Genomic DNA, 25,659 nt, shown 5'->3' with positions numbered 1-25,659 from the left:
TTTTAAAATCGGAAAACAAAAAACTTCCTGAGATAAAAAGGGTTGTTCAACTTATGCCAGATTCAAAAGTGTTTGTTGACAATTACTTGCCTGCCCTGCTTGGGCAGGCATGGATGCTAGTTTCTTCTGAGTTCCATGATATTGTTGAATCGCAAGGACTGTCAGTACTGGAGTGGCGGGTATTATCGACGTTAGCGGGAAGTGGACCGATTGGCATTAGCTTTCTGGCACAGAAAACGGTGAGCAAACAGCCGACCATTACTCGTGTTTTACAACGTTTAGAATTACAGGGGTATGTAGCTCGTTTTTCCAATGGTGGCGGTGATCGCCGTGTTACGTTGGTACGTTTGACTGAAACGGGGCAAAAAGTGGTAGAAGGGTTGCTGACCGAGGCAGAATCTCATGAAAAAAGCGTGCTGGAGCCACTGGGCAATGGAAAAAGTCAGTTATTGAAAGAGGTTTTGCAGGAACTGATTAAACAACATACCCCAATACGTAGAGTTTTGGGGGGATTGAGTAAGTAATCCGGATAGAGGAATACACCTATCAATTAGGTATATTCCTCTACATGTTATTGAAAGATCGGTTTTATAATTGCCTATTTGATCAGCAGTTGTTGCTTGTCTTCACGTTGGGCATTTTCCGCCAACATTTTAAAATCTTTCACTGTCCAATATTGTTTTGGAACAGGTAGATTTTTCATCTCACTGGTTGGCCATAACTGGAATTCAGCCAGTTTACCCAATGAAAAATGCTGATAGTGTTCAGGCAGAGACAGTCGCAAGGCAACGCTCTCTTTACCTGAAGGCATTAATGGATAGCGATTATCGTGGATATCGTAATTTCGTTGCAGTACCAGAAACTTTTCGGGAATGCGTTGATAACTGTTCCACCATAAGCCATCTATGCTATCAAACATCTCTTTTGTACCTGACTGGGGGTAATCCCCAAGCTCATGCAAAGCAGTCGGCAAAATCTTAGCCATGGAGGCCGAGAACTGCGCCACAGAAGATGCGTGGCCTTCCAAGATCAACGTCAATGCCAGTCGTGCGCCCAGCAGATTCGAATAGAGATCTTCCGGAGAAAAAGCCGAAATGCCTTCTGAAAATCCCGGCACGGATTGATAGCCGTACCATTGTGCGATTTCATGCCAGGCTGCGAGTTGAAAAGCGAGTTTGGCAGCCAAATAAGCACTCAGTGTATAGTGTTCAGCAGGATCTTCCGGCGGCGTAAAAGCCAAAAAGTGAATTTTGCGTGCAGCAAGCTCATTATTCAGGGTTAATTTCCATTCTTGACCAAGATGGGCATTAATTTGACTGAACAGATAGAGTGTATAGTCGGCGGTATCTCTCACATGAGAAATATCAATAAACCCACCTTTATGGGTATAGAGCAAGCCAACTTTTTCATTGCTTACCCCCAACAATGCAGCACTGGCACCGATAATACTGTCATTGTAGTGATGCTCACCCAATGTCTTGGCTTCTACAATATTGTCAATATTGTAGAAGGGGATAGGAATACTCCATAGTTGGGCCTTAAGGTTATAACCGAAAGCACAACAGGCTCTCAAACCCTCAGGTGGAGCAATAGGAGGTAATGCGTCCCAATTTTCCTGCGACTGTTCGTGAGTATCACTGACGAGGGCTGGCTCTACCGAATTAACAGGGTGAAGCTTATTTTCACATGCCATCAATAAAAAACAGAGGCACAGGGTAACTAATAATCTCAAAACGCTTCCCCGACCTGAAAGTAGAACCCAGTACTGTCTTTACCGATACCAAAATCTAATCTGATATTCATGCGAGGTTTAAACTCGAAACGATAGCCAACACCAACAGAAGGAAGCCAATGTTTTGTTCCCAATTGTGAAGGGGAGTTTCCCAATGTGCCGGTGCCTATCCAACCGACCACACCGTGGCGCCAGTCAAGTTTATGCCTTAATTCTAGCTGTGATGTGAAAATGTTGTTGTCGCGATAACGCCCTTCATAGTAGCCGCGCATCCTCTGACCATTACCGAGCAATGATAGCTGATTCCACGGCACATCGCCTGAACTGAAACGGGCATAGTTATCAAAGGCCAGAACCGTTTTTTCAGATAACTGGTGATAGGTTGAGAACTGCAATTGCGTGGTATGGAAACGGTGATCGCTACCCAACTCAGGGGAAAAATAAGTATAAACGATCTCAAATGCCTGCCCCTGCTGAGCATTGGGCAAGAAATCCCGTGTGTCATAACTAAAGTAGGCACTTACACCGGAACTTACTATGGAGCGACCGCCAACAGATTGATCAAAATAGCGTTTAGCGCCGGTATCTGGATTACTGGCGTTGATGGATGAAAAATTCCAGCCTAATCCCATATAAGTGGCATTGGTGACGCGATAAAGAAAGCGGGGACGAATATCAAATTCCTGCGAATGATATTTCTCTTTATTGCTATTATTTTTACCGGCGTTATAGCCTTTGCCCCAATAATAAGTTGGAGTGTTATTCAGTGTGCCGGAAACAAATAACCGCCATTGATCGTTGGCAAGAAAATTATAATTGGTGAAATTCAAGCCAAATGCACCGGTTGATGATCCAAAACCACTGAGTCCCAATGAAGATGTCTGGCTAATGTGATCAGAACTGTCAGGGCGGTATAAACCAACTACGGCAACACCAATCCCCACACCCATTTCAGGGGTGTAAAAAGGGCCGGGTAATACGCCCCAGTCAATTTTCTTGCGGTCATCAAAATGGTTGCTGCCGCCTAATTCGTTTAACCAACCATCAATTTTTTGCCGATCAGGCAAGATATCAGCGTGTGCAGATGAAATGGTAAAAATAAGCAGGCTGGAAATCACCAGCCTTTTGAATATTGCGCGATCAAACATTAAAAACGGAACTCACCGGAAATAAAGAAGCTGTTACGGTTGCCGAAACCGACTTCTGACAGGATATTGAAATTACGGGTAATTTCGACCCGTGCACCAACAGTATTATTCCATTTGTGGGCAAGGTGTTGTTCGACATCGAATTTAATGTCTGATTGAAATTTGCCGTTATCAGCTGGATTATTTTTAATTGGTTCAAACAAGCCAGCTAGGTCAGGTGGTAAAGTGAGCTTGCTGACATCACCTTTAAAACGTTGGGTGATATCTTGGTACATAGCACCTACCCATACTTGAACCTTACTATTTCCCTGTCCGGAAAAGAGTGGCTCAAACACAAATTCATAACCAACACGAGGAGTGAGGACAAAAGCGCTGATATCACCATCTAAAATATCAAGATTAGTACGTGTATAATTGGCATCTAATGTGGCAAAAAACTGATTATAACCGCCAGCAAAAGTAACTCCACCACCATAGGTCTTTCCTTTAAAATTCAATTCAAAAGGAATATCCTTTTGCCAAGGCTCTTCCATGTTCATAAAGTAAATGCTATCAAGATTAGTTCTTGATGTACCTTTGGTTTTCCCATATACACTATATACATTTAGAAAAGGTAATACCCAAGTATCCAGTTTAAGCATATGAGATTCATTTTTTCCCCGAGTATCTCCAGCATTGACGGCAATAATATTTCTGAAGGCATTATCTACAAGGGGATTGGTGAATTGAAATTTAATGCTATCTACGACAACATCTTGTCGCAGATTCATATAACCATAACTAACACCAAACGGCTCAGGCAGGTCGTAACCTTTCGCGCGAGCTTCATCACCCCAAATTGGCAGAATACGCGATTCAGATTTGGTAGAGCGGGATAAGCTACCATCATTATTCGTTTTCTGAACGCCGGATTCTGACATGGTCAATGAAAAAAGTGGACGCTCACTATCTGCGTAGCTATACGAGGTTGCAAGACACAGAGTAGCGGCTAACAATTTACTGGTGTTAGTTAAGTTCATAAATAAATTCGCTTCCTATTTTTGACAGTTAATTGTCTATCAAATGAACAATGCAGGATGGAAAGCGGCGTAGATTATCATAGGTATTTTTGACAATCATTAACGAATTATGCTTGTAGATAGAATATCGCACAATTTGGAATATTCGTTCGATTTATCATCAAATAAAGTTGATTTTATCTCCTTAATATTTTGATAAAACAATTAATTTTATAGAGTTATTATTTTTTGGTTGATTTTTTGTTGCTATATATTTTTCTTACTTAAAGTAAGACGATTGAAATAAAATTTTTTATTATTATTTATATATTCATTAAACCAAGATAAATCACCATAAAGATATTATTGATAAATTCTCTTTGGCACATGATGATTTTATTTAATCAGTAGTTATTTTTATGTGTTTTTATGCATAAAAGTTTGAGGTTGCTCTTGTAATTGCGGAAGCCCCCATCATGAAACCAACCCCGCTTACTCAGGGCTGGTTTATCCGATGATGTATTCAAAGTGTTGATTGGCTTTAAATATAATATTCTCTTTCGATGACAGTGCTGATGACTTTGAATGACCCAGTGTCTTATCTCATAATCGATACGGCCATCGGTTTATCCCCGTACCTATGGGGAACATGCATAAACTCCTTTAGGCAGAAGACCGTGCAGCGGTTTATCCCCGTGCCTACGGGGAACACTTTCTCTGCTTGAACTTCACTCATGCCCGACTCGGTTTATCCCCGTACCTACGGGGAACACGTTAGATGTGTATTTACGGTTCTGTAATCGTACGGTTTATCCCCGTACCTACGGGGAACACGCGGTTGTAATCAAAATGTCTCATGCGGCCTCCGGTTTATCCCCGTACCTACGGGGAACACGCGGTTGTAATCAAAATGTCTCATGCGGCCTCCGGTTTATCCCCGTACCTACGGGGAACACAATATCATCCAGCGAGGCATATTTATATTTGGCGGTTTATCCCCGTACCTACGGGGAACACGGTTAAAAGTGGTGAGCCGACTGGCTGGAATCCGGTTTATCCCCGTACCTACGGGGAACACCAAGTGCCAGAACTGTATCTGGATGCGGTCAACGGTTTATCCCCGTACCTACGGGGAACACCATAGTTTTACCTGAGCCAGCCGTACCAATAACGGTTTATCCCCGTACCTACGGGGAACACTTCGGCGCTTCCATGCGCGCCGATTTCTGACAGCGGTTTATCCCCGTACCTACGGGGAACACTTTTTTTGCGTACAGACAGTATCCCATTCAACCGGTTTATCCCCGTACCTACGGGGAACACGACAGAAAAAACAATTCGTGACACACAGGCGGCCGGTTTATCCCCGTACCTACGGGGAACACCCGTCCCCATGAAATCAGCAGGAAATCTAAGGCGGTTTATCCCCGTACCTACGGGGAACACAGCCTCGTTGGTCGCACCCTTCGAGGTTTCGCCGGTTTATCCCCGTACCTACGGGGAACACATGGTGATTCTTTATCTGACATGGTTTTAATCCGGTTTATCCCCGTACCTACGGGGAACACAAAAGCCCGCAGCGTGATTCATGAATCACTCACGGTTTATCCCCGTACCTACGGGGAACACTAAATCCTGATAAAGTTTTTTAAATGATTCAACGGTTTATCCCCGTACCTACGGGGAACACTGAAATAAATATACCCGTGTGCCTGTTTTCGCCGGTTTATCCCCGTACCTACGGGGAACACGTCACCAGTTCTACCCGACACCAGAAATTATTCGGTTTATCCCCGTACCTACGGGGAACACGGCATCGCCGGTTAAAAGATGGTGACGTTGAAGGTTTATCCCCGTACCTACGGGGAACACCCATGTTGACGTGGCATCGATTGAGCAAAACCAGGTTTATCCCCGTACCTACGGGGAACACAACAAACTCAATATCAGCATCGTTGTCCGGCACGGTTTATCCCCGTACCTACGGGGAACACTCCATTGATAGCCGTGATTTCTGGCCGCAAGGCGGTTTATCCCCGTACCTACGGGGAACACGCTAAGTATAACCATCTGTTTTAAAATAACTTTATTAACAGGAAAAATTCTACCATTTTAATCGCCTTTTAACTCCGCCAAACTAACCTTCAGGAAGTGGTTTAAACTTCACTAAACGCAGGCCATCAAAATCTATCGGTTCCCTTCTGTTTTCACCGAAGGTCTGAAAATCAAATCCAGATTCGGTATTGGTTTGCCATGCCATAACGGCATTTCCATCTTCGGTAAGCGTCGTGATTTGTTCCCAAATCATCTCTCTGATTTTATGGGAGATATCCCCGACATAAACGCCTGCCCGTATCTCCAGTAACCAAATGGCCAAACGTCCCCGTAACCGAGGGGGAACGGCTTCTGTTACGACAACTGTCATGCTCATATTTATTGGCTCCTGTGCCCAATATCGCCGATGGATATCGGTTCAGGAATGGCGGGGGGCTGTGCATCAGCAGGTGGGGGCGGTGGGGAAATTTCGCCGGCGGCAAGGACTTCTTCAATTAAGGGAATAAGGCGTTTCAGAATTTTTTCTGTTCTGAATTTTTCGCGGCAGGCAAGCCTGACTTGCCTATCAGGTCCAATGCTATTGGTGGCAGCAATTTTAAACGCTATGGGAACGACGGTATCAAACTTCAGGATATCCGCAATATCATAGACAAATGACAAGGGCTTGCCTGTATGCAGAAAACCAATGGCAGGCGCATAACCAGCCGCCAGAATCGCGGCTTCCGTCACGCCATACAGACAGGAGGTTGCGGCACTGATGCAGCGATTGATGAGATCCCCTTTGTCCCAATCTGTATGATCGTAGTTGCGTCCATGCCACTTTACCCCATATTGTTTTGCCAATATTTGATAGATTTTCCTGACACGAGCGCCCTCTATTCCCCTAAGTTGCTCAACATTGCGTTTTTGGGGAGCCGGTTCACCAAAGCGCAATTCAAACATTTTGCGGACAACTTTGAGTCTCAAATCCTCATCCAGCGCCAGTTTGGCCTGATAAAGCAATCGGTCTGAACGAGCACCTCCCGGCTGCCCTACGGAATAGAGCCTGACACCCGCTTCTCCGACCCAAATGAGTAATGTCCCGGTTGTTGAGGCCAGTTTCACTGCGGCATGGCTGATACGAGTGCCCGGCTCCAACATAATACAGGCGATGGAGCCGACGGGAATATGCATACGTTCACCGTTGACTTCATCAATCACAACGAACGCATTATCTTTGACATCAATACGCCCCATGCCAATAAAGATCATCGAATTTCTGTCTTTGATGGGAATGGGTTTTAATGGAATAAATGCCATTACAGTGCCCTTATCAGCATTAACCCACAACCAAAGGATTTTGCCCGGCCAAATCCTTTGCGGTATTGCTCAAGAAAAAGCTCACTATCTGACAGGGTAAGCACGCCCTGATAATCTACGCTGGAAAATGCCACTTTCTGACCAGAAGCTTTGAAGCTGCGATGTTGGGTGTAGCGTTCAATATCTGGGGTGAAATCGAAGCGGATACCCCAATTAGCCCGCCGTTTCTCATCTTGTATCCAAGTTTGAGCAGCTTGTATCATCAATGTTTCAATCTCATCAGCACCGATACCAGAATCCTGCGCCTGACGCTTGGCATGCATCAAAACATCATGGCGTTGTTGTTTGCGTGAATCTTTATCCGTCAGGCAAATAGTGGGATTTATGCGGAGTTTGAATGCCAGTTTTTGCCCGTTATGTAATTGAGGGGCAAAAGGCTTGGTCTGGATCTGAAACCGTGGGGAATTGATGATCGGTGTGGTGGTGGACAACACAAAAAATTCAGGTCTGCCATTTAAATTTCTCTCTTCCCTGAAAAGGAAATTGCGCTCTTGTTGTTCTGTAAACAGTTGCCACAAGAGCTGGTGGGAAGAATAGACATCGTTTTTCGTCTGTCGTGACGGTGCTTGTATATGATAAACAGAAGGTCGCAAAGTGACTTTAGACAGATACATGTGTTCCCTCCGTTATCGATATCTGGTGCATCGTGCGTTGTGTAAACTGCCAGCGGCGGCGTGATAATGGTTCATCCCAGAGCTGGCTGGTCAATACTGCGGTATCAGGAATATCAATCTCGCCTTTATCTCCCTCCCAAAAGTAGCTCACTACATCATAGCCATAACTGCTTAACCGATAGCGATCAGCTTTCTCTGATTGGGTTAAGGGCGGAAAAGGCGTATCAAGGGCTGTTTTTAGTGACGGATATTCTGCCAGTTGCGGCATCATCGGAAGTGCCAAAGGACAGGATTTTCGTCCAAGGCTCAGCGTAAAGACCGGTTTTACCAGCGCGTCGTGCAAGGCGGAAAGCGTGAAACTGGCTTGTTCTGTTAATGAAATGGCGATAATCCACAAGCCATCAGCACGGTAATCCCGCGAAGACAGTATGGTGTTTAATTTAGATTTATCACTTAACTCACTTTTGCGCGTCAGGTGAGTCCGTTTTTTCTCTTGAGAGGGAACCTGAGAAGTATGGTAATCCCGCATCAATGAGCCAGCAACGCTCTGTTTGATGGCGACTTTAACACTCTGCTGCAACGCAGCAAGCTGTGTCTCATCATCACGCCGGATACCCAGCGCAGCGCCCAATAGCCCCAAGATAGCTGAACGGGTGGGATAAATGCTTGTTGGCCGGTTTTCCCCGACCGCGTCAACACCCCAACTGGCTAACGCGCCGTATAAGCGAAAGACCAAGTAAGTCTTCATATCGGCTCCTTTTTACTCAGTCACGAACTGAACCAACTCGACAAAACTACCTTCGCCAGTGACGGCATTGATGCTATAGCGTGTATCAGCGCAAGTGCCATAAACGTTATCGAAGTTTTTCACCTGTTTTTCCAATGCTGTGATGGCGTCGGTTGCCTGATCTTCTCCGTCAACGGGCTTTAAAAACGCGACAGACAGTGAACGGGGCTGATATTCGCCTTTTTCTGCCATCACATAACTGGCATAAGCGCGGGAACCGAAGCTATTTTGTTTGCCGGATGGGGAGATTTTAACGGCGGCTTCTGTCAGGGCGGCAATGGCTTTATTTGCCAGTGCTTCATTGCCTGCCAGCGTTTCTATCAATAAAGATTTATTGATGCAGATATAGCTGTAAAACAGGGCAGCCGCAAAGCCGGTTTCGCCAATATGGGCTGAACCTGAATCACTTTTACCGTTATTGAGGTCGTCCACTGCGGTAAAGTAATCATCTTCCACGGTAACACTGTGGACGCTGATGGCATGGGCAACCTGACAGGCTGCTTCAATACTGTAAGCTGGGCTGGAAGCCAGCATACGACCGAACAGTGCAATATCCACGGCCGTTTTTGCTGTGCTCAGTAGCTGTAACTCTTCTTTTTTGGGTGCGCGATTTTCCGCAATAAGTTTGTCAGCCAGTGCAAAGGTTGCCTCTTTTTCTGTTGGGCTGATATGTGCCAGTTGTTCAATTTCCAGCGGTTCATCTTTTTTATTTTTGCCAAAGACTTCTGCAATAGCGACAGCCCATTCAGTCGCTTGCTTCTCTTTTACTCCCCCATTTAGCAAGCGTTGGTAAACCTGAAAGCCAAAACGTTTGGTACGAAAACCAAGATGGTCAGCAAGAGCTTCCTGAAACAGATCAGAGATTCGCCAGTGGCGTTTCAAACTCTGGGAACTGATCCTTAATCTCTCAAACCCGCCCATTTTGGCGGTCTTAGGACGTCCCAGATCATCACGGTTCAGGTTGGCAGGCGGGTAAGACGTTAACAGATGTAGCTGAATAAATTGGCTCATTTGGAATTCCTTGTGGACAAAAAACTTGTGGACAAAAAACTATTCGAGTTAATAACAAGCTATTCGAGTTAATAAAAAGTCATTCGAGTTAAAAAGCGATTCAAGATAAGACGCTATGCAAATTATGATTATCTAGCGGCTTTGTAGTAATCCATCGCCCATTGCACGCTGAGGCGTTTATTGGCCCGACGCGGTCTGGGTTGGTGGTGTTCCTTCATCCACTGTTCAATATCTCTGGCGAGGGATAGAACGGAAACCTGACCTTTTAGTTGTTGCAAAATACGTCGCAAACGAATGATGAATTCTTCAGGCGTTCTGGCGGCTTGCAACTGCGTAAAGCGGTGTGTACTGACAATAGGTTTGTCATTTTCGGTTTTAGTGCCCGCAGCGGTTGCCAGATTGGTGGTAGTGTTGGTTTTTACATACACCAGAGTTACGGCAATCATCGCCCACAGAATTATGTTTTTCTGTCTGGTCTCTTCGGTAATCTCTGTTTCAGCCGTGCTTTTTTCAGTAGTGCTTTTTTCAGTAATGCTTTTTTCAGTAATGCTTTTTTCAGTAATGCTTTCTTCAGTAATGCTTTCTTCAGTAATGCTTTCTCCGGTAATGCCGGTAACGTCTTTGGGTAAATTGAACCATAGTGCCCGAAAACCTTCGGCCAACGTCACCGAGTCAATATCCTGACAACGCTTTAATTCGGCTTTATAGAGCGTTGGTGCAGGGGTGATTTTTTTTTCTTTCAACGCCGAAGGGGATAAAAACATGCTCTCCCACCAGCGCATTAAGCGACTTTCGCTCAGGTTATTCATTAATAACCTCCTTTTTCTGTTTCTTAGATGATTTGGTTGCTATCTTGTGTTCTGTCATAAATGATTTGATATCTTTGGAAACCATCAGCCATTTGGTCAGAATTTGCCGTGCCTCAATTTTTTTAGGCAGATGTTTGGGATCGGTCTCTTCCGACAGCACGAACTCATCAAAGAGATCAAAGCAGGTGTTTTTGAGTTGATGGAGCCAAGTTTCGGCTTCCTTCGTGGATAAAGAAGAAGCCTTGGGTTGACTGCTGACAATTTGCTGTACTGCCTTAAAGAAAGCGGCTTGGGTACGTTGATAGAAAGCAGCGTCAATAAACGACATGTCGCCTTTGACATCATTCGGACGATTGAACCATGCGCTTTTGATTTGGGTACGGCACTGAGTTAATGCGTAGGCAGAAAGGTTTTGTAATGTTTTGACCCGCCGGAAAATGGCATCTTTTTTGTCAATCGGCATGGAGAACAGAGGCAAGGTGGTGGAATACCAACCACGGGCTTTCATATTGTCCATATCGTAGCCAAAAACCCATAACCGTGGAGTGGCGCTCTGCTCATCCGCAAAATAATCACTGAGCAGGTTAAAATGTTCGACAACTTGGGCGGCATCTTGACCATATTCGTTATCGGAAAAAGTCAGGCTATCCCAGATCTTGTAGGTAATACCACCGGGCTGTCCTTTGACCGAAAGGTGTTCTTCATTTGGTTTTTTTGGATTCCATCGATAAGGCGTTAAGGGATGTTTCCACGTGCCAGAGTAATTGTTGCCATAGTTTTGAGTGCGATAACCAGAAACCGACTGACTGGTTGCCTGCCCCGTTAATTGGCAAATGGTTGGCTTATTGTCCATTTCCAGACGAATTCGCCGTGGCATTGCCCAATACATATGCAATTCATGGACATTATGGGCGTAGATTTCTGTACCTGCTTTTTGGCTGGTATGGGTTTTACCCAGCCACGGAAAAATATCTGAACTACTGAGATCAGGGTCTGAGTAAGACCAACGTTCTCGATTAATGACATTAAGCCAAAGTTTTTGCCATAGCGAAGCGCCCAATTCTTGTGGCTGAATTAATGTTGTCAGTGGGCCGCCGCCCCGTAACCCGACACGATGCCCGACACCACCGGCAGGGGCATTAATCTGTAATGTGAATAAGGCAATGGCGGCCATTTCAGGAGAAATCACTTCACATTGACCGCGTTTGATGAAGTGGTCAGTATTTAGTTTAAGTGTATTTGCTCCCGGTGCTTCGATCAGTAATCCTGAGATCTCCGTTGATTTTGCTCCATCCAGTGAATCAAAATCCTGCATAAACAGTGGGCCATCTCCTGTCAGATTAAAAGCATGTTCCACACGATTAAAGGCGGTCTGCAAATCTGCTTGTGTGGGAGCTTGTTCATAAAATTCATGCCACTCGTATTTATCTTCGGGAGCAAAAACTGTTTGCAGCAAGCCAATTGCCAGTTGGTAAGCCGCCCCCTGAAAATCTGCCCGTGGCAGGGAAAAATCCATCACGGCGGGATCGCAGATTGCCGCCAGCGGCAGTTTTTCCTCACTGCCATTTTTCATTCTAAAAGTCAGCCATGCGTCTTTAACGAGATTCATCACGCCTCCTGCTTAGGGGGTTCATAAAAACCCATGTTGGGATCGTAAGTAAAATTGGGGTCAAGCTCAGGCAGCCAGATTTGCAGGTATTTGACGGCTTTGAATTTTTCCTGTAACCGTTCCACTGCCTGAGAAAGAGATTCCGGTACAGGTTGCAACTTATCGGCAAATTTGTTTTTTGAGATTTTGACGGTACTGAGTTGAACGGGGAATTTTTCATCATTTATCCACGGTATCAGCTCACCGTTTTCGGTCAGTTTGACCAGCAGTACGCTTACCGTTTCAATGTCGCTAAGTCGGGTATTGATATCTCTGTCATCGTCATACCAGCCGCCAGCACTGCGTTTACTATATTCATAGCGCTGCCATTGCAGGGCCTGCGATCGTGCGATGGCGTCTTTGCTACGCCCTTCAGCTATCGCTTCATTATCTTTGGCTCTGAGTGTATCGGGGATTTGTTCATCCGCATCTTCACCGTAAACCGCTTCAATCAAAGTTCGGGCCTCGGCTGGCATACGAATGGCTCCCAAGCGTCGCAGTTCGCGCAGGCCAAGCCATAAACGCCCACCTGAACAGTAAACATATTGGGTATTGCGGAAATCTTTGCTCAGCCAATCAGTTTTAGGTTGATCGTCCCATTCTGGCGCATGGAGATATAACTCAGGAGCAGTGCGATTGTCGGCAATGCTTTTCTGATATTTTCCATTTGCATCGCGGGTATGGCGGTGTAGACGACCAACCCGCTGGATCAAATCATCGATTGGGCAAATATCGGAGATCATCACATCGGTATCTGCATCAAGGCTTTCCTGAAAAACTTGCGTTGTAATCAGGATCGTTCCTTGTCGTTTCTCTTGTGTACTTTTTTTGCCAAATATATCCAGTACACGGTTTTCGATCGTTTTGCGGTCATGCAAAATAAAGCGGCTGTGGAATAGCAGGCATTTTTCCGGCTGCTCCATTTGTGACTGAATAAGCCGGAAGGCTTGCAGTGCATCATCCACAGAGTTGCGAACCCAAACCACACATTGCCCATTTTGAGCCGCGTTCAGGGCGATTTGCACACATTCATCCAGATGGTTCACTGTTTTCACTGTGACGGAACGGCTGACATCCGCGCGACTGCGCAAGGGCGTTTCAATCAGCGGGTTTTCTGGATTTAATGTGACCTGAGTTGCCAATGGAAAGGCCGTTTCCTGCAATTTCTGTGGAGGTATTCCTCTGGCGGATAACCAGATATCCACTAGCCGTTGGCGCTGTTTTAAAGAGAGTGTGGCGGTCAGTAATACCACGGAACCCCCTTGATGCAGGTGCAGGCTCAGCAGACTTTCCAGCAACGCAAACATGTAGTCATCTGCGGCGTGTACCTCATCAAAGATCAATACCTTGCGATTTAACCCGATCAACCGGAGTGACTGGTATTTTCTCGGCAAAACCGCAAGCAATGCCTGATCGATAGTGCCTACGCCAACTGATGCCAATAAAGCCTTTTTGTTAGAGTCAGCCAGCCATTGATGGCACTGCGCTGTTGCGGTGGTATCGTCTCTGGTGTAATCACTGTCGTTGTGTTCTGAGGTCAGGATGATGTCTTGGAAATTATCATTCATCTCACGTGCGCCATGAGCGAGAACGAGACTGGGTGGTTTGCCGTTTTTTGTATCGAACATTTGAAGGTAGTGTTTGGCGATCCGGCCAAACATGGCGTTGGATGTTGCCATTGTCGGCAGGCCAAAATAGAAGCCGTCCGCAGCGCCGGCCTGCATTAAGCGATGAGTCAGGGCAAGGGCGGCTTCTGTTTTGCCCGCACCAGTGACATCTTCCAGAATAAAAAGTTGTGGGGAATCATCAATCGGGACTTCCTCAGCCCATTTCTGCAATGGGGTGGGAGCGAAATGGTAATACTCTTGGATAGAGGTGTATGGCGATATTATCGGCGTGTTGTGGATATCAATGTCATTCAGGGCAATTTGAGCTTGTTTTTGGGTAAGCTGCCAATATTCTGCCAGTGCAAAAGCTTTGGTCTGATAACGGAAGTGATAACTGTCAGAGCCTATCCAATCTGCCAGCACCACAATACCAGCAAGCTGCCAGCTCACTTGTTTCAGGCGGTGGTGCCACTCTTTTGACAGTAATTTTTCCAGTGGCAGATGAGGTTGAAAAAGTTTAAGTAGCTCATGGGTAAATGCTGTTGCATCATCAATATTTTGGGGTTCGGTAAAATCAACAATCGCTTTCCAGCTACCATCATCAATGGGTTTACCGTGATGACCGAGCATACATTGCATTAATACCATCAAAGTATCCTGAGCACGGTCTTTTTCCCTGAATTGCAGATTATCGTTTCCCACTAATGCAAACAGTACATCGCCCTGAATTTTCTTCCAGAAAAATAATCCTAGCTGATCATGCCTGAAATTTCTGGAATCGTAGGGTTTAAGCTGATTAGGTTTAATCAGAATGGTATCTTCTGGTGAATATAATTGCTGAAATGCGGAGGCAAATTTGCCGATATCATGCAGAACCAAAAAGAATGAAAACAGGTTTTGTAATGATTCTGGTGATAGATCTAAAAAGTCCGCGAGATCTTGAGTGATTTTTTTGTGTGGAGCCAATAATAATTGGCCTACAGCGGCAACATCCAGACAGTGATAGGCCAGCAGGTGATAATTTTCACCAGAATATGGATTCTTTTTGGCTTTTCCCCAATATTGAGTGAGGTAAGCAAAATTATTTATTAACTCAGGCATGTTTTTTCACGGTGAAATAAGATTTCAGTCGAGCCTCATTAAAGAAATACCATTAATCTTGTTTGTGTTCGATATATTGACTGAACCTGAGTAAATAACCATCTGGGTCTTGAACAAGGAATTCTCTCTGGCAGGCTTGGGTATCACCTATTTTGTAATAATTATCTTTCAGTGGGCGATAAAGCTCGATTTTGTTAATTTTCAGATTTTCCAGAATTGGGGTGACATCATCCACTTCAATTTGAAAATTAATTCCACGGCCTAAAGGCTTACTGAGTTCTCCGGTATTCCAGCCACTGTTATGAAATGCCTCCAGCATTAATTGTGCTTCACCTAAGCCCAAGTAAACAAAATCAGGATATTTTCGCTGAATTAATATTTTGAAACCCAATATTCGCTGATAGAAATCGAGTGAAGCAGGGAAATCAGTCACAGTGAGCTCCGGCACCATGCGATTCCAGTAAGTTGTTTCTGTTGTAGTGTTGGTGATCAAAGTGTTTTCCTGATTGAAAAAATAGCTCTCTAATTAAAATGGCAGTTAAATATTTCACGTTAACAACAGATTTGGATAAATTACCCTATTTTATATTGTGCTCTCATTAGTATTTTCCTTATATGGAATATTGATCACATTTAAAGTTATGTGAAGAAGCACGAAAGTCCTATAGCGTTACGATTTAAATTTTAATTACTGTCGTTATAGTGACTTGTAATAATTTCTGAGTGGATTTTGGTGACATTGTTTGTTCTAGAAGTTTAATTTTTTCTCCTGGGCATTTATTTGTCATTTCCATAGCCTCTCTGAGCCATCTATATAAAGTATTTTTAGAAATTCCCAGCGTTTTAGCTAGGAGAGAAATACTAACGCTACGAGGTGATATGATTTTTTCTTGGATAGCACGTTTAAATTCGGCTGGATAGCGTGGCATAACTGACCTCTCATAAAAAATTTTCTGTTCGATTATTGTAATAATGGTAGACGGTGTTCACTGGATGTCAACTTATGACATCAATTTACAGACAAAAGAAAAGAATAACTTTTATAAGCAACAAGAAAGAAAAAAATAACTTCAATGAATAATAAAAAAGAAAAATAACTTGTAAAAGTAAGAGTAGTATCATCCAAATTGCTATAGTGTATAAATTTGTTATTCAAATGGTATTTATCCCCGTAACTACGGGGAGCATAAATAGATAATCCATACAAGTGAAAATAATAACGGTTTATCCCCGTATTTACGGGGAACACCTTGCCATGTTTGCCAGAATCAGTGAGATCGAATTTTAGCAAATCACCATAAATACGTCTTTATGGTGTTTATGGCCTAGTCCCATAGTGTAGTAGAAATCAGAGAAAGGTTTTATTTTTATTTAAACAGAAAGAAAGATAGAAATGACTGCTGTTGTTATTAGTCAAACTGGCAGAGCTAACATTATCAGCATTCCAAAAGTCATTATGAAAACGCTTAACTTGCATACAGGTTTGAAGTTAGACCTATCGATTGAAGATAACAAAATTGTGCTTACTCCCATTGAAGAAGAGCTGACGCTGGAATCACTGTTAGCCGGAAGTCCTAAAGAATGCTTTACGGTAACAGACGAGGATAGAGAGTGGATCGATGATAACCATAAAACGTAGTCCTGCGTTTGTGATCTCTCGCAAGATGTTTAATATCCATCAGGTCAAATTTATCGAGAAAACATTTTAAGATATTATCGATAGAGTCACTGAGTTAACGAAAGTCATCATTTCATAAAGTTTAGTATTGTACTTATGGGGAACTCTGTAGTGTTAAAAATGGATGAACTTCAATCTAATTTATAGAAGGTAGTAAGAAAAAATAGAAGAACGAATTTGACTGCTTTATAAGCTGAAAAAATGGTAGAATTTTTTCTCTCTAAAAAGTGCTTATAAGACAGACGGATAAAATTAGTGTTCCCCGTGAGTACGGGGATAAACCAGAAAATAAAGAATTAGGTATTATTACTATAACATGTTCCCCGTGAGTACGGGGATAAACCGTTATATCATGAATACTATTCAAAATTATGCAGGTGTTCCCCGTGAGTACGGGGATAAACCGGAAAATAATAATGAGCAGAATTACATTGAAAAGTGTTCCCCGTGAGTACGGGGATAAACCGCTCTTGTGTTGATACTAGAGATCCCACATCTTGTGTTCCCCGTGAGTACGGGGATAAACCGTCTATACACTGGACGAACTTGCTGACTATGTCGTGTTCCCCGTGAGTACGGGGATAAACCGGAATTTAAAAAATGAATGAAGATGGCGTAATAGTGTTCCCCGTGAGTACGGGGATAAACCGCAGATAACCATTTTTCATCCTTGCCTGTTTCTGTGTTCCCCGTGAGTACGGGGATAAACCTGCATTTGACTAAGCAGATTTAAAATCGTTACTAATAATTTCCATGTATTTAAATAGCGAAGTTGATTGTCAGAAATAGTCAGTTGCTTCCACAAAAACGTCTGCAAACAATTATGGGACGTTTTCTATTCCTTAGAATTTCCTGTGTCAGATTTTTCAAAACTTTTGATATGTTTAAACAGTTATTAACAGGATGGTATTTCTGGAAAATTTCCTTTCCAAATAATCAAAACTGATAAACTTCGTGGCTACAAAACACTCAATGTATTCCTAGTTGATACCTAATCCGGTTATTTCCGAACTTACGAGGAATTCAACCGCGAATAATAGGGAAAGTGGTTCCTCAAATAACTGTGATTTATTGATATGGCGTGGCGGCATTAATGACTGTTACATTCACCAACGAACCACAATACCCTCAGAAATATGGGATGTGGCTATAACTTATTGTGATCAAGAAAGTAGATAGTTTGGTTTTTTCTTAAATAATATTGAGAGGGCTAAAAGATGGCTATTTACATGGTTCGTGTTGAAATTTTTGGGGCAGGCTTAAGAGAATATGAGTTACTTCATGAATCAATGAGGCTAATTGATTTTAATAGAAACATCAGATTTTCCGATGGTCAAATAATGGCTCTACCTACAGGAACTTATGTAGGAACTTCATTAAATACTGCGGCACAGATAAGAGATAAAGTTAAGAGATTAGCAGATCCATTATCATCAAAAGCTGCTGCTATATTTGTTTGTCAGTATAGTGAATGGGCTGCTCACTTGTACTCAGCATCAGTGTCTGCGTCTGCATCAGCAATCTCATCTGAATCTGAATCCTGATAGTTTTAATCTTAAGCAAGCTGGTTTCGCAACAATTAGTGTGGCGGCCAGCTTTTTATGGATTATCCCCGTACTCACGGGGAACACTATTTATCGATCATGCCGCTCTTGAACATGGCCGGTTTATCCCCGTACTCACGGGGAACACTTTGTTTGGGTGGCGGTAGAGGGGAGTAATATCGGTTTATCCCCGTACTCACGGGGAACACTCATTGTTTATCCTCCAGAGACATAGCTCCATCGGTTTATCCCCGTACTCACGGGGAACACTAATTTTATCCAACTGTTTTATAACCATTTTTTAGAGCGGGAAAATTCTACCATTTTTTTCGCTTATAAATCAGTCAAATTCTTCCTTTTATTTTTCTTTATTTATTATTTGTATTACCGAACATTTCATCTATTGACTCCATCATGGCTTATAAAAATTATGAGACGCCCATCGTAGCAATCGCAAAATAACCTGTTAGCCTTAACTCAAATGAGAGCGCTCTCATAATTGATTTAAGAGAAATAATAACGAGATAACAACAAAGAGAACAAAACCATGAAAACTATTCTATTGTGTTGTGCAGCAGGGATGTCCACCAGCATGTTGGTGCAACGTATGCAGTCGGAAGCTGAAAAACGGGAGCTGGAGTTAGCTATCAAGGCCGTGCCAGCGATGGAGTTGGAAGCGTGTATTCATGAAGCCGATGTGATTTTACTTGGGCCGCAAATTCGGTATGAACTTGCCCGTTTTACCGCGCTGGCAGAACCGTTGGGTAAGCCCATCAGCTTGATTGATATGTTGGATTATGGCGCACTTCGCGGTGATAAAGTGTTGGATCATGCCTTGAACCTGCTGGAATAAACTTCTACCAAACGGAGTGGATCTATGAGTATTTATGCTTCCATGACACGTATTGTAGAAAGCCATATCGCTCCTATTGCAGGCAAGATTGGTGGCCATCGGCATATTATCGCGATACGTGATGGTTTTATCTCCGCCATGCCCTTTCTGATTATCGGCAGTATTATGCTGATTGTGGCTAACCCGCCTTTTGATGCTCAAACTTCATCTTCCTTTGGTCAGGCTTGGCTAACGTTTGCCAAAACCCATTGGAAAACTATTACGATGCCTTTTTTTATGACGATGGGATTGATGAGTGTCTTTGTCTCCATCGGGACGGCCTATAGTCTGGCAAAGTCTTATGGATTGGATGGATTGACTTCTGCGTTGCTGTCTTTGATGGCGTTTTTGCTGGCGGCAGCGCCACAGGTTGAAAATAAAATGCCGCTCGATTTTCTGGGAGGCGCCGGGGTATTTACTGCGTTGATCTGCGCAATTTGGTCGGTAGAGTTGATTCGATTACTTAAAAAACACAATATCGCCATCCGTATGCCTTCTCAGGTTCCGCCTGCCATTGCCCGATCTTTTGAATTGCTGTATCCCGTTATTGGTATTTTGCTGACGGTTTACCCCATGAGTTTGTTGCTGCAAAGTGAGTTCAACCTATTGCTCCCCGCTGCCGTAATGCAGGTATTTCAGCCGCTGATTGCTGTCGGAGATACATTGCCTGCCGTTATGTTGCTGGTGTTGATCGCTAATTTGCTGTGGTTTGCCGGTATTCACGGCGACAATATCGTCACCGGGCTGCTTAATCCGATCTTTATGACCAATATTGCTGCCAATGCCGCGTTGATGACTCAGGGAATGGCGACCACGCAAATTCTGACCGCACCTTATTGGTCTTTTTACGTTTGTATCGGCGGCTCAGGTTCGACATTGGTATTGGCGTTCCTTTATCTGCGCAGCCGCTCAATTCACTTGAAAACTATTGGCAAACTGAGCGTTGTGCCGGCCATGTTCAATATCAATGAACCGTTGCTGTTTGGTTCTCCGGTCGTAATGAATCCCACGTTATTGATCCCGTTGTTGCTTGTACCTCTGGTGAATGCGGTACTGGCTTATGGCGCCCTGCATTTGGATTTAGTGCAAAAGATGATTGCCATCGCACCGTGGACTGCACCAGCCCCGATTGGCGCGTTGATTTCTGCTGCCTGGGATTATCGGGCGCTTGTGCTGGTCGGGTTATTGATGGTGATTGATTTACTGATTTGGTATCCCTTCTTCAAAGTGTATGAAAAACAGCTTTTGGCTGAAGAGCAGCCGGCACAGGTTTCGGTGAAGCAATAATTTCAGGGGGATGGAAGCGTGTCTATTGATTTAAAACAGCAGGATTTAAAACAGCAGGATTTTGAACAGTACATTATTGAGTTACTGGTACATGCCGGCAGTGCGCGCAGCAATGCCTTAATGGCCTTGCAACAGGCGAAAGAGGGAAATTTTCAGCAGGCAGAAGTGCTGATGGAGGAGTCTCGACAGGAAACCCGCGCCGCTCATGTTATCCAGACAAAACTGATTGGGTTGGATGAAGGAAGCGGAAAATTACCTATTAATTTGATCTCGGTTCATGCTCAGGATCACTTGATGAACGCGATGGTCATTCAAGATCTTGCCGGCAACATTATTGATCTTTATCTGCGCTTGCCAGCACCTGATCGTCAAACAGAATAAAAAAGGGTGGCGTATATGAAACCGATCAAAATTGCAGTGATTGGTGGTGGCAGCAGTTATACACCTGAATTAGTCGAAGGAATTATTCAACGTAGTCAAACGATCCCTCTTTCTGAATTGGCGTTGGTGGATGTGGAAGCCGGGCGGAAGAAGGTGGAGATCATCGCTGGCCTGACGCGCCGTATGCTGGATCATCATGGTTTGCAGCATGTTGCGGTTCGTGTCCACTATTCGCTGGATGAGGCGATCAAAGGAGCCAGCTTTGTTCTTACGCAACTGCGTGTTGGTCAGCTTCCTGCCCGTGCTGCTGATGAACGTTTGGGGTTGAAATATGGTTTGCTTGGGCAAGAAACAACCGGGGTGGGTGGATTTGCCAAGGCGTTGCGCACGATCCCGGTTTTGTTGGAAATTGCGCGTAAAGTCGAACATCTCGCACCGGATGCGTGGATCATCAATTTCACCAATCCGGCAGGGATTGTGACAGAAGCCGTTTCTCGTTATAGCAAGGCCAAGATCATCGGACTGTGTAATGTGCCGATCACGATGCACCATATGATCGCCAATATGTTGCAGTATCCTTATCAGAATGTTCAATTGCGTTTTGCTGGTCTCAACCATATGGTTTGGGTGCATCAGGTATTGGTGAATGGCAAGGATGAAACGGGAAAAGCGCTGGAACTGCTGTGCAACGGCGCTGAATTAACGATGAACAATATCAGGGAGGAACCTTGGCCACCGGAGTTTTTGCGGGCATTGGACGCGATCCCTTGTCCTTATCATCGTTATTTCTACCAGACCAACAAAATGTTGCAGGAAGAAAAAGAGAGTGCGACGAACAAAGGAACACGGGCGGAGCAGGTGATGCAAGTGGAGCGGGAATTGTTTGAACTGTATGCTGATCCAACGTTGGATCATAAACCTGAGCAATTGCGTTTTCGGGGTGGATCTTTCTATTCTGAGGTCGCGCTGGAATTGATCTCAGCAATCCACAACAATCTCGGCACAAAGCTGGTTGTCAATACGGTAAATCGTGGGGCCATTCATGGACTGCCGGATGATGCAGTGGTTGAAACCAACTGTATTGTGGATGCTCAAGGAGCACACCCTCTTGCGTTTGGTCGCTTGCCGGACAGCATGTTTGCTTTGACGCAGCAAGTAAAAGCCTTCGAGCGTTTGACGATTGAGGCCGCAGTGCATGGTGATCGCAAGGCTGCCCTGCTGGCATTGGTGACACATCCCTTGATTGCCGATGCCGCTCTGGATTCGTCACTATTGAACGAAGTGCTGGAAATCAATCGTATGTATCTGCCGGCGTTTCAATAAAATAGACACAGAAAAAGATGTGGGATTACAGCCTGTTGCCCTGTTTTTCTGTCGTGAAGAAATGGCCCTCGGTGCACTGCTGGCAATCACTGAACAGGGTTTGAATGTTCCCGAAGATATTTCCATTATCTGTTATGGCAGTGGTGAACGTGCGGCATTTATTCATCCCACATTTATACCTCAAATTATTTATTGAAATTCACTCAAGCACGTGTAAGTCATCACAATTTCAAGAATTGTTGATAAATGGGATGAGAGTGTGTTGGCATTTTTCACTAAAAAGCATGTTGTTATGCTGTATAAATATGTTAAAACCGAATGATATTCATCTGTATTTATCAATAATTGATTGCATTACATTCAAAATGAAGAAAAAACGCCCAGCTTTACAAGATGTTGCAGACCTCGTTGGGGTCACCAAAATGACGGTCAGCCGTTTTTTACGCAATCCAGATCAGGTTTCTGAAGCATTGGGAAAACGAATCGCGGAAGCTGTGGAACAACTTGGTTACATCCCCAATCGTGTGCCAGATATTCTTTCCAATTCCACCAGTCGTGCAATAGGTGTTTTACTTCCTTCATTGACGAATCAGGTTTTTGCTGAAGTTATTCGTGGCATCGAGCAAGTGACTGATTGCAATGGATATCAAACCATGCTCGCCCACTATGGTTATTCTGCCCAGAAAGAAGAAGAGCGTTTGCTTTCTCTGCTTTCTTACAATATTGATGGTCTGATTCTGGCGGAGCGCACGCATACACCCAAGACGTTGAAAGTGTTGCAGACAGTCGGCATTCCTGTGGTCGAGCTGATGGACAGTGTATCGCCTTGCCTTGATATTGCTGTTGGGATCGATAATTTTGAAGCAGCACGTCAGATGACGATGGCGATGATCGAACGTGGCCGCAAGAACGTGATTTATCTCGGAGCAAGGCAGGACGAGCGGACGCTGATCCGTTTGCAGGGGTTTGAAATGGCAATGCGCAGCGCCGGGCTTCAACCGAAAAAAATGATGACGCCAGCCAGTTCATCCTATTCATTGGGAACGCAGCTTTTACAAGAAGCCTGTCAGAAATATCCTGAGGTTGATGGCCTGTTTTGTACGAATGATGATATCGCCATCGGGGCTATTTTTGAGTGTCAGCGACAGGGGATCAAAGTGCCGGAAGAGATTGCGGTAGCCGGATTCCATGGTCATGACATCGGTCAGGTAATGACGCCAAAACTTGCCAGCGTGTTGACTCCTCGTGAACTAATGGGACACAAGGCCGCAGAATCCTTGCTTGCTCGTTTGAAGGGGGAAAAGCTGGAACAAACTCTGATCGATGTTGGATTTACCCTTTCATTGGGCGAAAGCATTTAATAAAAGCGTTTAGTAGATGAAAGTGTTTAATTTTTGTAGCCCAAAATGATGCTTTCCCATCTTCAATTGCGATAAGCCTCACATTTTCTTTTTTTGTCAATCTTGATTGATTGCTCACCATCCTGCGCTGCTGTTAATGTTACCGGTAATAAGTTACCGGTAACATTTTTGTGGGTAATATTTTATAGCCAAAAGTTTGCAGGTAAGCCACAGAGATCACTAAGCAGTAAGATCTGCATAAAGGAGTTTGTTATGAGTGATACCCAACAACCAAACCCTGTTTTTGTATTGATGGGGGTATCCGGCAGCGGTAAATCCGCGGTTGCCAGTGGTGTTGCCCGTGAGTTGGGGGCTGCGTTTCTGGATGGAGACTTCCTTCATCCCCGCGCCAATATTACCAAAATGGCACAGGGCCACGCTTTGGATGATGATGATCGTCAGCCGTGGTTGAAGGCACTCAATGATGCCATTTTTGCCATGCAGCGTACCAATCCTGTCTCTCTGCTTGTGTGTTCTGCCTTGAAAAAAAGTTATCGGGATACGCTGCGTGATGGCAATAAAAATCTGTCATTTCTCTATATGAAAGGGGATTTTTCTTTAATCGAAAGCCGTCTGAAAGCACGCAAAGGACACTTCTTCAAGCCGCAAATGCTGATCTCACAATTTGAGACACTGGAAGAGCCGACCTGTGATGAAAAAGATGTCCATCATATTGATATAAAATCTGATCTTGATGATGTCATCAAAAATGCGATTAAAGCCATTGAACATATTCAATCCATCAATCATGCAGAAGCTCTTGATCATTTAGAAGCTATTGATCATATAGAAGCTATTGATCATGTAGAAACCGTTGATCGTATCAGCGAGGGGCATTCATGAGTACTTTAACTCTGGTTCTGACATCTGTTGGTTCTGTTCTCCTATTATTGTTTCTGGTGATGAAAGCCAGAATGCATGCTTTTATTGCCTTGATGTTGGTTTCCATGGGAGCGGGAATTTTTTCTGGGATGCCACTGGAGAAAATCACTCAGACAATGCAAAACGGCATGGCTGGCACTTTGGGCTTCCTTGCCGTTGTTGTGGCGCTTGGTGCGATGTTTGGCAAGATCTTGCATGAAACAGGGGCCTTAGACCAGATTGCCGTGAAACTGCTGGGGGGCTTTGGCGAAAAACGGGCTAACTATGCATTGGGTATGGCTGGGCTTATCTGTGCATTGCCACTGTTTTTTGACGTGGCAGTCGTATTGTTGATTGGCGTGGTATTTGCCGTTGCGCGTCGCACCGGCGGCAATGTCGTTAAACTGGCGCTCCCATTGTTTGCAGGTGTTGCGGCCGCCGCTGCGTTTTTGGTTCCGGGGCCAACTCCGATGATGCTGGCTTCCCAGATGGGAGCAGATTTTGGCTGGATGATCCTGATCGGCCTGAGTGCCGCAGTTCCCGGCATGTTATTGGCTGGCCCGCTATACGGTAACTTTATCAGCAAATATGTGACGCTGGATTTACCGAAAGATCTGAGTACACCAAGCATTGGCAAGAGCCAGATGCCTTCCTTTGGATTCAGCCTGGCATTGGTGCTGTTCCCATTAGCGTTGGTTGGTTTGAAAACCATTGGAGCGCGTTTTGTTGATCCACAATCTACGCTATACCATTGGCTGGAATTTATTGGTCATCCTTTCACGGCGATTTTGATCGCTTGTCTGGTGGCGATTTACGGTTTGGCTATCCGTCGCGGCATGAGCAAAGAAAAAGTGATGGATGTCTGCTCTGCGGCAATTCAACCGGCAGGGATTATCCTGCTGGTAACGGGTGCTGGTGGTGTATTCAAACAAGTGCTGGTGGATTCTGGTGTTGGCCCTGCGTTGGGTAATGCCTTGATCGGTGCTGGCCTGCCAATCGCACTGGCGTGTTTTATTCTGTCGGGGGCGGTGCGTGTGATTCAGGGTTCAGCCACTGTGGCGTGTTTGACCACGGTGGGGCTGGTTCTGCCTGTGATTGGTGAACTGGGCTATTCCGGTGCGCAAATGGCGGCGTTGTCAGTGTGTATTGCCGGCGGCTCTTTGGTGCTTAGCCATGTGAACGATTCCGGTTTCTGGCTGTTTGGTAAATTTACCGGCGCGACAGAAGCACAGACCCTGAAAACGTGGACGATGATGGAAACTATTCTCGGTACAACCGGCGCGATTGTTGGCATGATCTATTTTGCAATGCTGTAATGCATTAAAGCCTTTTTAAGTCATTTTTAACGGCACCTTATCCATCATAAGGTGCCGTTTTATGTTATTCCTGTGCTATCCACGTTCACTTGCTGCTAAATAAATCTC

The 25,659-nt window shown here is 44.5% G+C and carries 22 protein-coding genes, 2 pseudogenes and 2 CRISPR repeat arrays; of the genes and pseudogenes, 11 read left to right on the top strand and 13 right to left on the bottom strand.

Features of this window, described 5'->3' with window-relative positions; translation table 11 throughout:
* Positions 1–53: 53 nt before the first annotated feature.
* On the top strand, positions 54–524 hold the full coding sequence (locus PSI14_RS11675; RefSeq protein WP_273576050.1) for a MarR family winged helix-turn-helix transcriptional regulator: 471 nt from the start codon (positions 54–56) through the stop codon (positions 522–524).
* Between the two features lie 74 nt (positions 525–598).
* Here PSI14_RS11675 and PSI14_RS11670 read toward each other — a convergent pair whose 3' ends face one another.
* The 13 genes from PSI14_RS11670 to PSI14_RS11610 form a co-directional block, all read right to left on the bottom strand.
* Positions 599–1,693, bottom strand: a complete 1,095-nt coding sequence (locus PSI14_RS11670; protein ID WP_273576091.1) for a DUF4056 domain-containing protein — start codon at positions 1,691–1,693, stop codon at positions 599–601.
* Between the two features lie 35 nt (positions 1,694–1,728).
* Positions 1,729–2,880 carry a BamA/TamA family outer membrane protein gene (locus tag PSI14_RS11665; RefSeq protein ID WP_273576049.1) on the bottom strand — a complete coding sequence of 384 codons (1,152 nt, stop codon included), beginning with the start codon at positions 2,878–2,880 and terminating at the stop codon, positions 1,729–1,731.
* Positions 2,880–3,899 (bottom strand): hypothetical protein, encoded by a 1,020-nt coding sequence (locus PSI14_RS11660; RefSeq protein ID WP_273576048.1) that lies wholly within the window; start codon positions 3,897–3,899, stop codon positions 2,880–2,882. Before PSI14_RS11660 ends, PSI14_RS11665 begins: the two co-directional genes overlap by 1 nt.
* 601 nt (positions 3,900–4,500) lie before the next feature.
* Positions 4,501–5,933: direct repeats of the CRISPR family, unit length 29 nt; unit sequence CGGTTTATCCCCGTACCTACGGGGAACAC.
* A gap of 82 nt (positions 5,934–6,015) precedes the next feature.
* Positions 6,016–6,309 carry a type I-E CRISPR-associated endoribonuclease Cas2e gene (cas2e, locus tag PSI14_RS11655; RefSeq protein WP_273576047.1) on the bottom strand — a complete coding sequence of 98 codons (294 nt, stop codon included), beginning with the start codon at positions 6,307–6,309 and terminating at the stop codon, positions 6,016–6,018.
* A gap of 2 nt (positions 6,310–6,311) precedes the next feature.
* Positions 6,312–7,232: a type I-E CRISPR-associated endonuclease Cas1e gene (cas1e, locus tag PSI14_RS11650; protein WP_273576046.1), complete on the bottom strand. Its 921-nt coding sequence runs from the start codon at positions 7,230–7,232 to the stop codon at positions 6,312–6,314.
* Complete coding sequence (cas6e, locus tag PSI14_RS11645; RefSeq protein WP_273576045.1) at positions 7,232–7,906, bottom strand: type I-E CRISPR-associated protein Cas6/Cse3/CasE; 675 nt, start codon at positions 7,904–7,906, stop codon at positions 7,232–7,234. Before cas6e ends, cas1e begins: the two co-directional genes overlap by 1 nt.
* Entirely contained in the window at positions 7,893–8,654 is a 762-nt protein-coding gene (gene cas5e / locus PSI14_RS11640) for a type I-E CRISPR-associated protein Cas5/CasD (protein WP_273576044.1), read from the bottom strand. The genes cas6e and cas5e overlap by 14 nt, the downstream gene beginning before the upstream one ends.
* 12 nt (positions 8,655–8,666) lie before the next feature.
* A complete protein-coding gene (gene cas7e, locus PSI14_RS11635) occupies positions 8,667–9,704 on the bottom strand; it encodes a type I-E CRISPR-associated protein Cas7/Cse4/CasC (RefSeq protein WP_273576043.1) in 1,038 nt (345 codons plus the stop codon).
* A gap of 128 nt (positions 9,705–9,832) precedes the next feature.
* Positions 9,833–10,513 (bottom strand): type I-E CRISPR-associated protein Cse2/CasB, encoded by a 681-nt coding sequence (gene casB / locus PSI14_RS11630; RefSeq protein WP_273576042.1) that lies wholly within the window; start codon positions 10,511–10,513, stop codon positions 9,833–9,835.
* Entirely contained in the window at positions 10,506–12,122 is a 1,617-nt protein-coding gene (gene casA / locus PSI14_RS11625) for a type I-E CRISPR-associated protein Cse1/CasA (RefSeq protein WP_273576041.1), read from the bottom strand. The genes casB and casA overlap by 8 nt, the downstream gene beginning before the upstream one ends.
* On the bottom strand, positions 12,122–14,869 hold the full coding sequence (gene cas3, locus PSI14_RS11620) for a CRISPR-associated helicase Cas3' (protein WP_273576040.1): 2,748 nt from the start codon (positions 14,867–14,869) through the stop codon (positions 12,122–12,124). Before cas3 ends, casA begins: the two co-directional genes overlap by 1 nt.
* A 52-nt stretch (positions 14,870–14,921) precedes the next feature.
* On the bottom strand, positions 14,922–15,320 hold the full coding sequence (locus PSI14_RS11615) for a bleomycin resistance protein (protein WP_273576090.1): 399 nt from the start codon (positions 15,318–15,320) through the stop codon (positions 14,922–14,924).
* A 226-nt stretch (positions 15,321–15,546) separates the two neighbouring features.
* Positions 15,547–15,798: a transposase gene (locus tag PSI14_RS11610; protein ID WP_273576039.1), complete on the bottom strand. Its 252-nt coding sequence runs from the start codon at positions 15,796–15,798 to the stop codon at positions 15,547–15,549.
* A 464-nt stretch (positions 15,799–16,262) separates the two neighbouring features.
* On the opposite strand from PSI14_RS11610, the gene PSI14_RS11605 reads away from it, so the two are divergent.
* The 10 genes and pseudogenes from PSI14_RS11605 (at position 16,263) to gntU (ending at position 25,551) form a co-directional block, all read left to right on the top strand.
* Positions 16,263–16,508 (top strand): AbrB/MazE/SpoVT family DNA-binding domain-containing protein, encoded by a 246-nt coding sequence (locus tag PSI14_RS11605; protein ID WP_273576038.1) that lies wholly within the window; start codon positions 16,263–16,265, stop codon positions 16,506–16,508.
* 294 nt (positions 16,509–16,802) lie between these two features.
* Positions 16,803–17,258: a CRISPR direct-repeat array (repeat unit 29 nt; unit sequence GTGTTCCCCGTGAGTACGGGGATAAACCG).
* Positions 17,259–17,764: 506 nt separating this feature from the next.
* Entirely contained in the window at positions 17,765–18,091 is a 327-nt protein-coding gene (locus PSI14_RS11600; protein ID WP_273576037.1) for a hypothetical protein, read from the top strand.
* Positions 18,092–18,638: 547 nt separating this feature from the next.
* On the top strand, positions 18,639–18,944 hold the full coding sequence (locus PSI14_RS11595; RefSeq protein ID WP_273576036.1) for a PTS sugar transporter subunit IIB: 306 nt from the start codon (positions 18,639–18,641) through the stop codon (positions 18,942–18,944).
* A 24-nt stretch (positions 18,945–18,968) separates the two neighbouring features.
* The gene (locus tag PSI14_RS11590) at positions 18,969–20,270 is read left to right on the top strand and encodes a PTS sugar transporter subunit IIC (protein WP_273576035.1); all 1,302 of its coding nucleotides are present in this window, start codon (positions 18,969–18,971) and stop codon (positions 20,268–20,270) included.
* A 24-nt stretch (positions 20,271–20,294) separates the two neighbouring features.
* The gene (locus PSI14_RS11585) at positions 20,295–20,651 is read left to right on the top strand and encodes a PTS lactose/cellobiose transporter subunit IIA (protein ID WP_273576089.1); all 357 of its coding nucleotides are present in this window, start codon (positions 20,295–20,297) and stop codon (positions 20,649–20,651) included.
* Between the two features lie 15 nt (positions 20,652–20,666).
* The gene (locus PSI14_RS11580; protein ID WP_273576034.1) at positions 20,667–21,974 is read left to right on the top strand and encodes a 6-phospho-beta-glucosidase; all 1,308 of its coding nucleotides are present in this window, start codon (positions 20,667–20,669) and stop codon (positions 21,972–21,974) included.
* A pseudogene (locus PSI14_RS11575) lies at positions 21,946–22,143 on the top strand (substrate-binding domain-containing protein); the annotation flags it as partial. The gene PSI14_RS11580 and the pseudogene PSI14_RS11575, both read left to right, overlap by 29 nt.
* 196 nt (positions 22,144–22,339) lie before the next feature.
* Positions 22,340–23,335, top strand: a complete 996-nt coding sequence (gene gntR / locus PSI14_RS11570; protein ID WP_273576033.1) for a gluconate operon transcriptional repressor GntR — start codon at positions 22,340–22,342, stop codon at positions 23,333–23,335.
* A gap of 252 nt (positions 23,336–23,587) precedes the next feature.
* A pseudogene (gene gntK, locus PSI14_RS11565) lies at positions 23,588–24,109 on the top strand (gluconokinase); the annotation flags it as partial.
* Positions 24,110–24,213: 104 nt separating this feature from the next.
* Entirely contained in the window at positions 24,214–25,551 is a 1,338-nt protein-coding gene (gene gntU / locus PSI14_RS11560; RefSeq protein WP_273576032.1) for a gluconate transporter, read from the top strand.
* Positions 25,552–25,659: the final 108 nt, after the last annotated feature.

This window comes from Xenorhabdus anantnagensis, assembly GCF_028598555.1.
Classification (GTDB): Bacteria; Pseudomonadota; Gammaproteobacteria; order Enterobacterales; family Enterobacteriaceae; genus Xenorhabdus; species Xenorhabdus anantnagensis.
This window is presented reverse-complemented; position numbering and strand designations above follow the sequence as displayed.

Bases quoted from the DNA above. Each gene is read 5' to 3' on its own strand.
- cas2e (WP_273576047.1), bottom strand. From the start codon at position 6,309: ATGAGCATGACAGTTGTCGTAACAGAAGCCGTTCCCCCTCGGTTACGG.
- gntR (WP_273576033.1), top strand. From the start codon at position 22,340: ATGAAGAAAAAACGCCCAGCTTTACAAGATGTTGCAGACCTCGTTGGG.
- gntU (WP_273576032.1), top strand. From the start codon at position 24,214: ATGAGTACTTTAACTCTGGTTCTGACATCTGTTGGTTCTGTTCTCCTA.
- cas6e (WP_273576045.1), bottom strand. From the start codon at position 7,906: ATGTATCTGTCTAAAGTCACTTTGCGACCTTCTGTTTATCATATACAA.
- PSI14_RS11670 (WP_273576091.1), bottom strand. From the start codon at position 1,693: ATGGCATGTGAAAATAAGCTTCACCCTGTTAATTCGGTAGAGCCAGCC.
- PSI14_RS11605 (WP_273576038.1), top strand. From the start codon at position 16,263: ATGACTGCTGTTGTTATTAGTCAAACTGGCAGAGCTAACATTATCAGC.
- casB (WP_273576042.1), bottom strand. From the start codon at position 10,513: ATGAATAACCTGAGCGAAAGTCGCTTAATGCGCTGGTGGGAGAGCATG.
- PSI14_RS11595 (WP_273576036.1), top strand. From the start codon at position 18,639: ATGAAAACTATTCTATTGTGTTGTGCAGCAGGGATGTCCACCAGCATG.
- PSI14_RS11580 (WP_273576034.1), top strand. From the start codon at position 20,667: ATGAAACCGATCAAAATTGCAGTGATTGGTGGTGGCAGCAGTTATACA.
- cas3 (WP_273576040.1), bottom strand. From the start codon at position 14,869: ATGCCTGAGTTAATAAATAATTTTGCTTACCTCACTCAATATTGGGGA.
- PSI14_RS11660 (WP_273576048.1), bottom strand. From the start codon at position 3,899: ATGAACTTAACTAACACCAGTAAATTGTTAGCCGCTACTCTGTGTCTT.
- casA (WP_273576041.1), bottom strand. From the start codon at position 12,122: ATGAATCTCGTTAAAGACGCATGGCTGACTTTTAGAATGAAAAATGGC.
- PSI14_RS11610 (WP_273576039.1), bottom strand. From the start codon at position 15,798: ATGCCACGCTATCCAGCCGAATTTAAACGTGCTATCCAAGAAAAAATC.
- PSI14_RS11590 (WP_273576035.1), top strand. From the start codon at position 18,969: ATGAGTATTTATGCTTCCATGACACGTATTGTAGAAAGCCATATCGCT.
- PSI14_RS11665 (WP_273576049.1), bottom strand. From the start codon at position 2,880: ATGTTTGATCGCGCAATATTCAAAAGGCTGGTGATTTCCAGCCTGCTT.
- cas7e (WP_273576043.1), bottom strand. From the start codon at position 9,704: ATGAGCCAATTTATTCAGCTACATCTGTTAACGTCTTACCCGCCTGCC.
- PSI14_RS11675 (WP_273576050.1), top strand. From the start codon at position 54: ATGCCAGATTCAAAAGTGTTTGTTGACAATTACTTGCCTGCCCTGCTT.
- PSI14_RS11615 (WP_273576090.1), bottom strand. From the start codon at position 15,320: ATGGTGCCGGAGCTCACTGTGACTGATTTCCCTGCTTCACTCGATTTC.
- cas5e (WP_273576044.1), bottom strand. From the start codon at position 8,654: ATGAAGACTTACTTGGTCTTTCGCTTATACGGCGCGTTAGCCAGTTGG.
- PSI14_RS11600 (WP_273576037.1), top strand. From the start codon at position 17,765: ATGGCTATTTACATGGTTCGTGTTGAAATTTTTGGGGCAGGCTTAAGA.
- cas1e (WP_273576046.1), bottom strand. From the start codon at position 7,232: ATGGCATTTATTCCATTAAAACCCATTCCCATCAAAGACAGAAATTCG.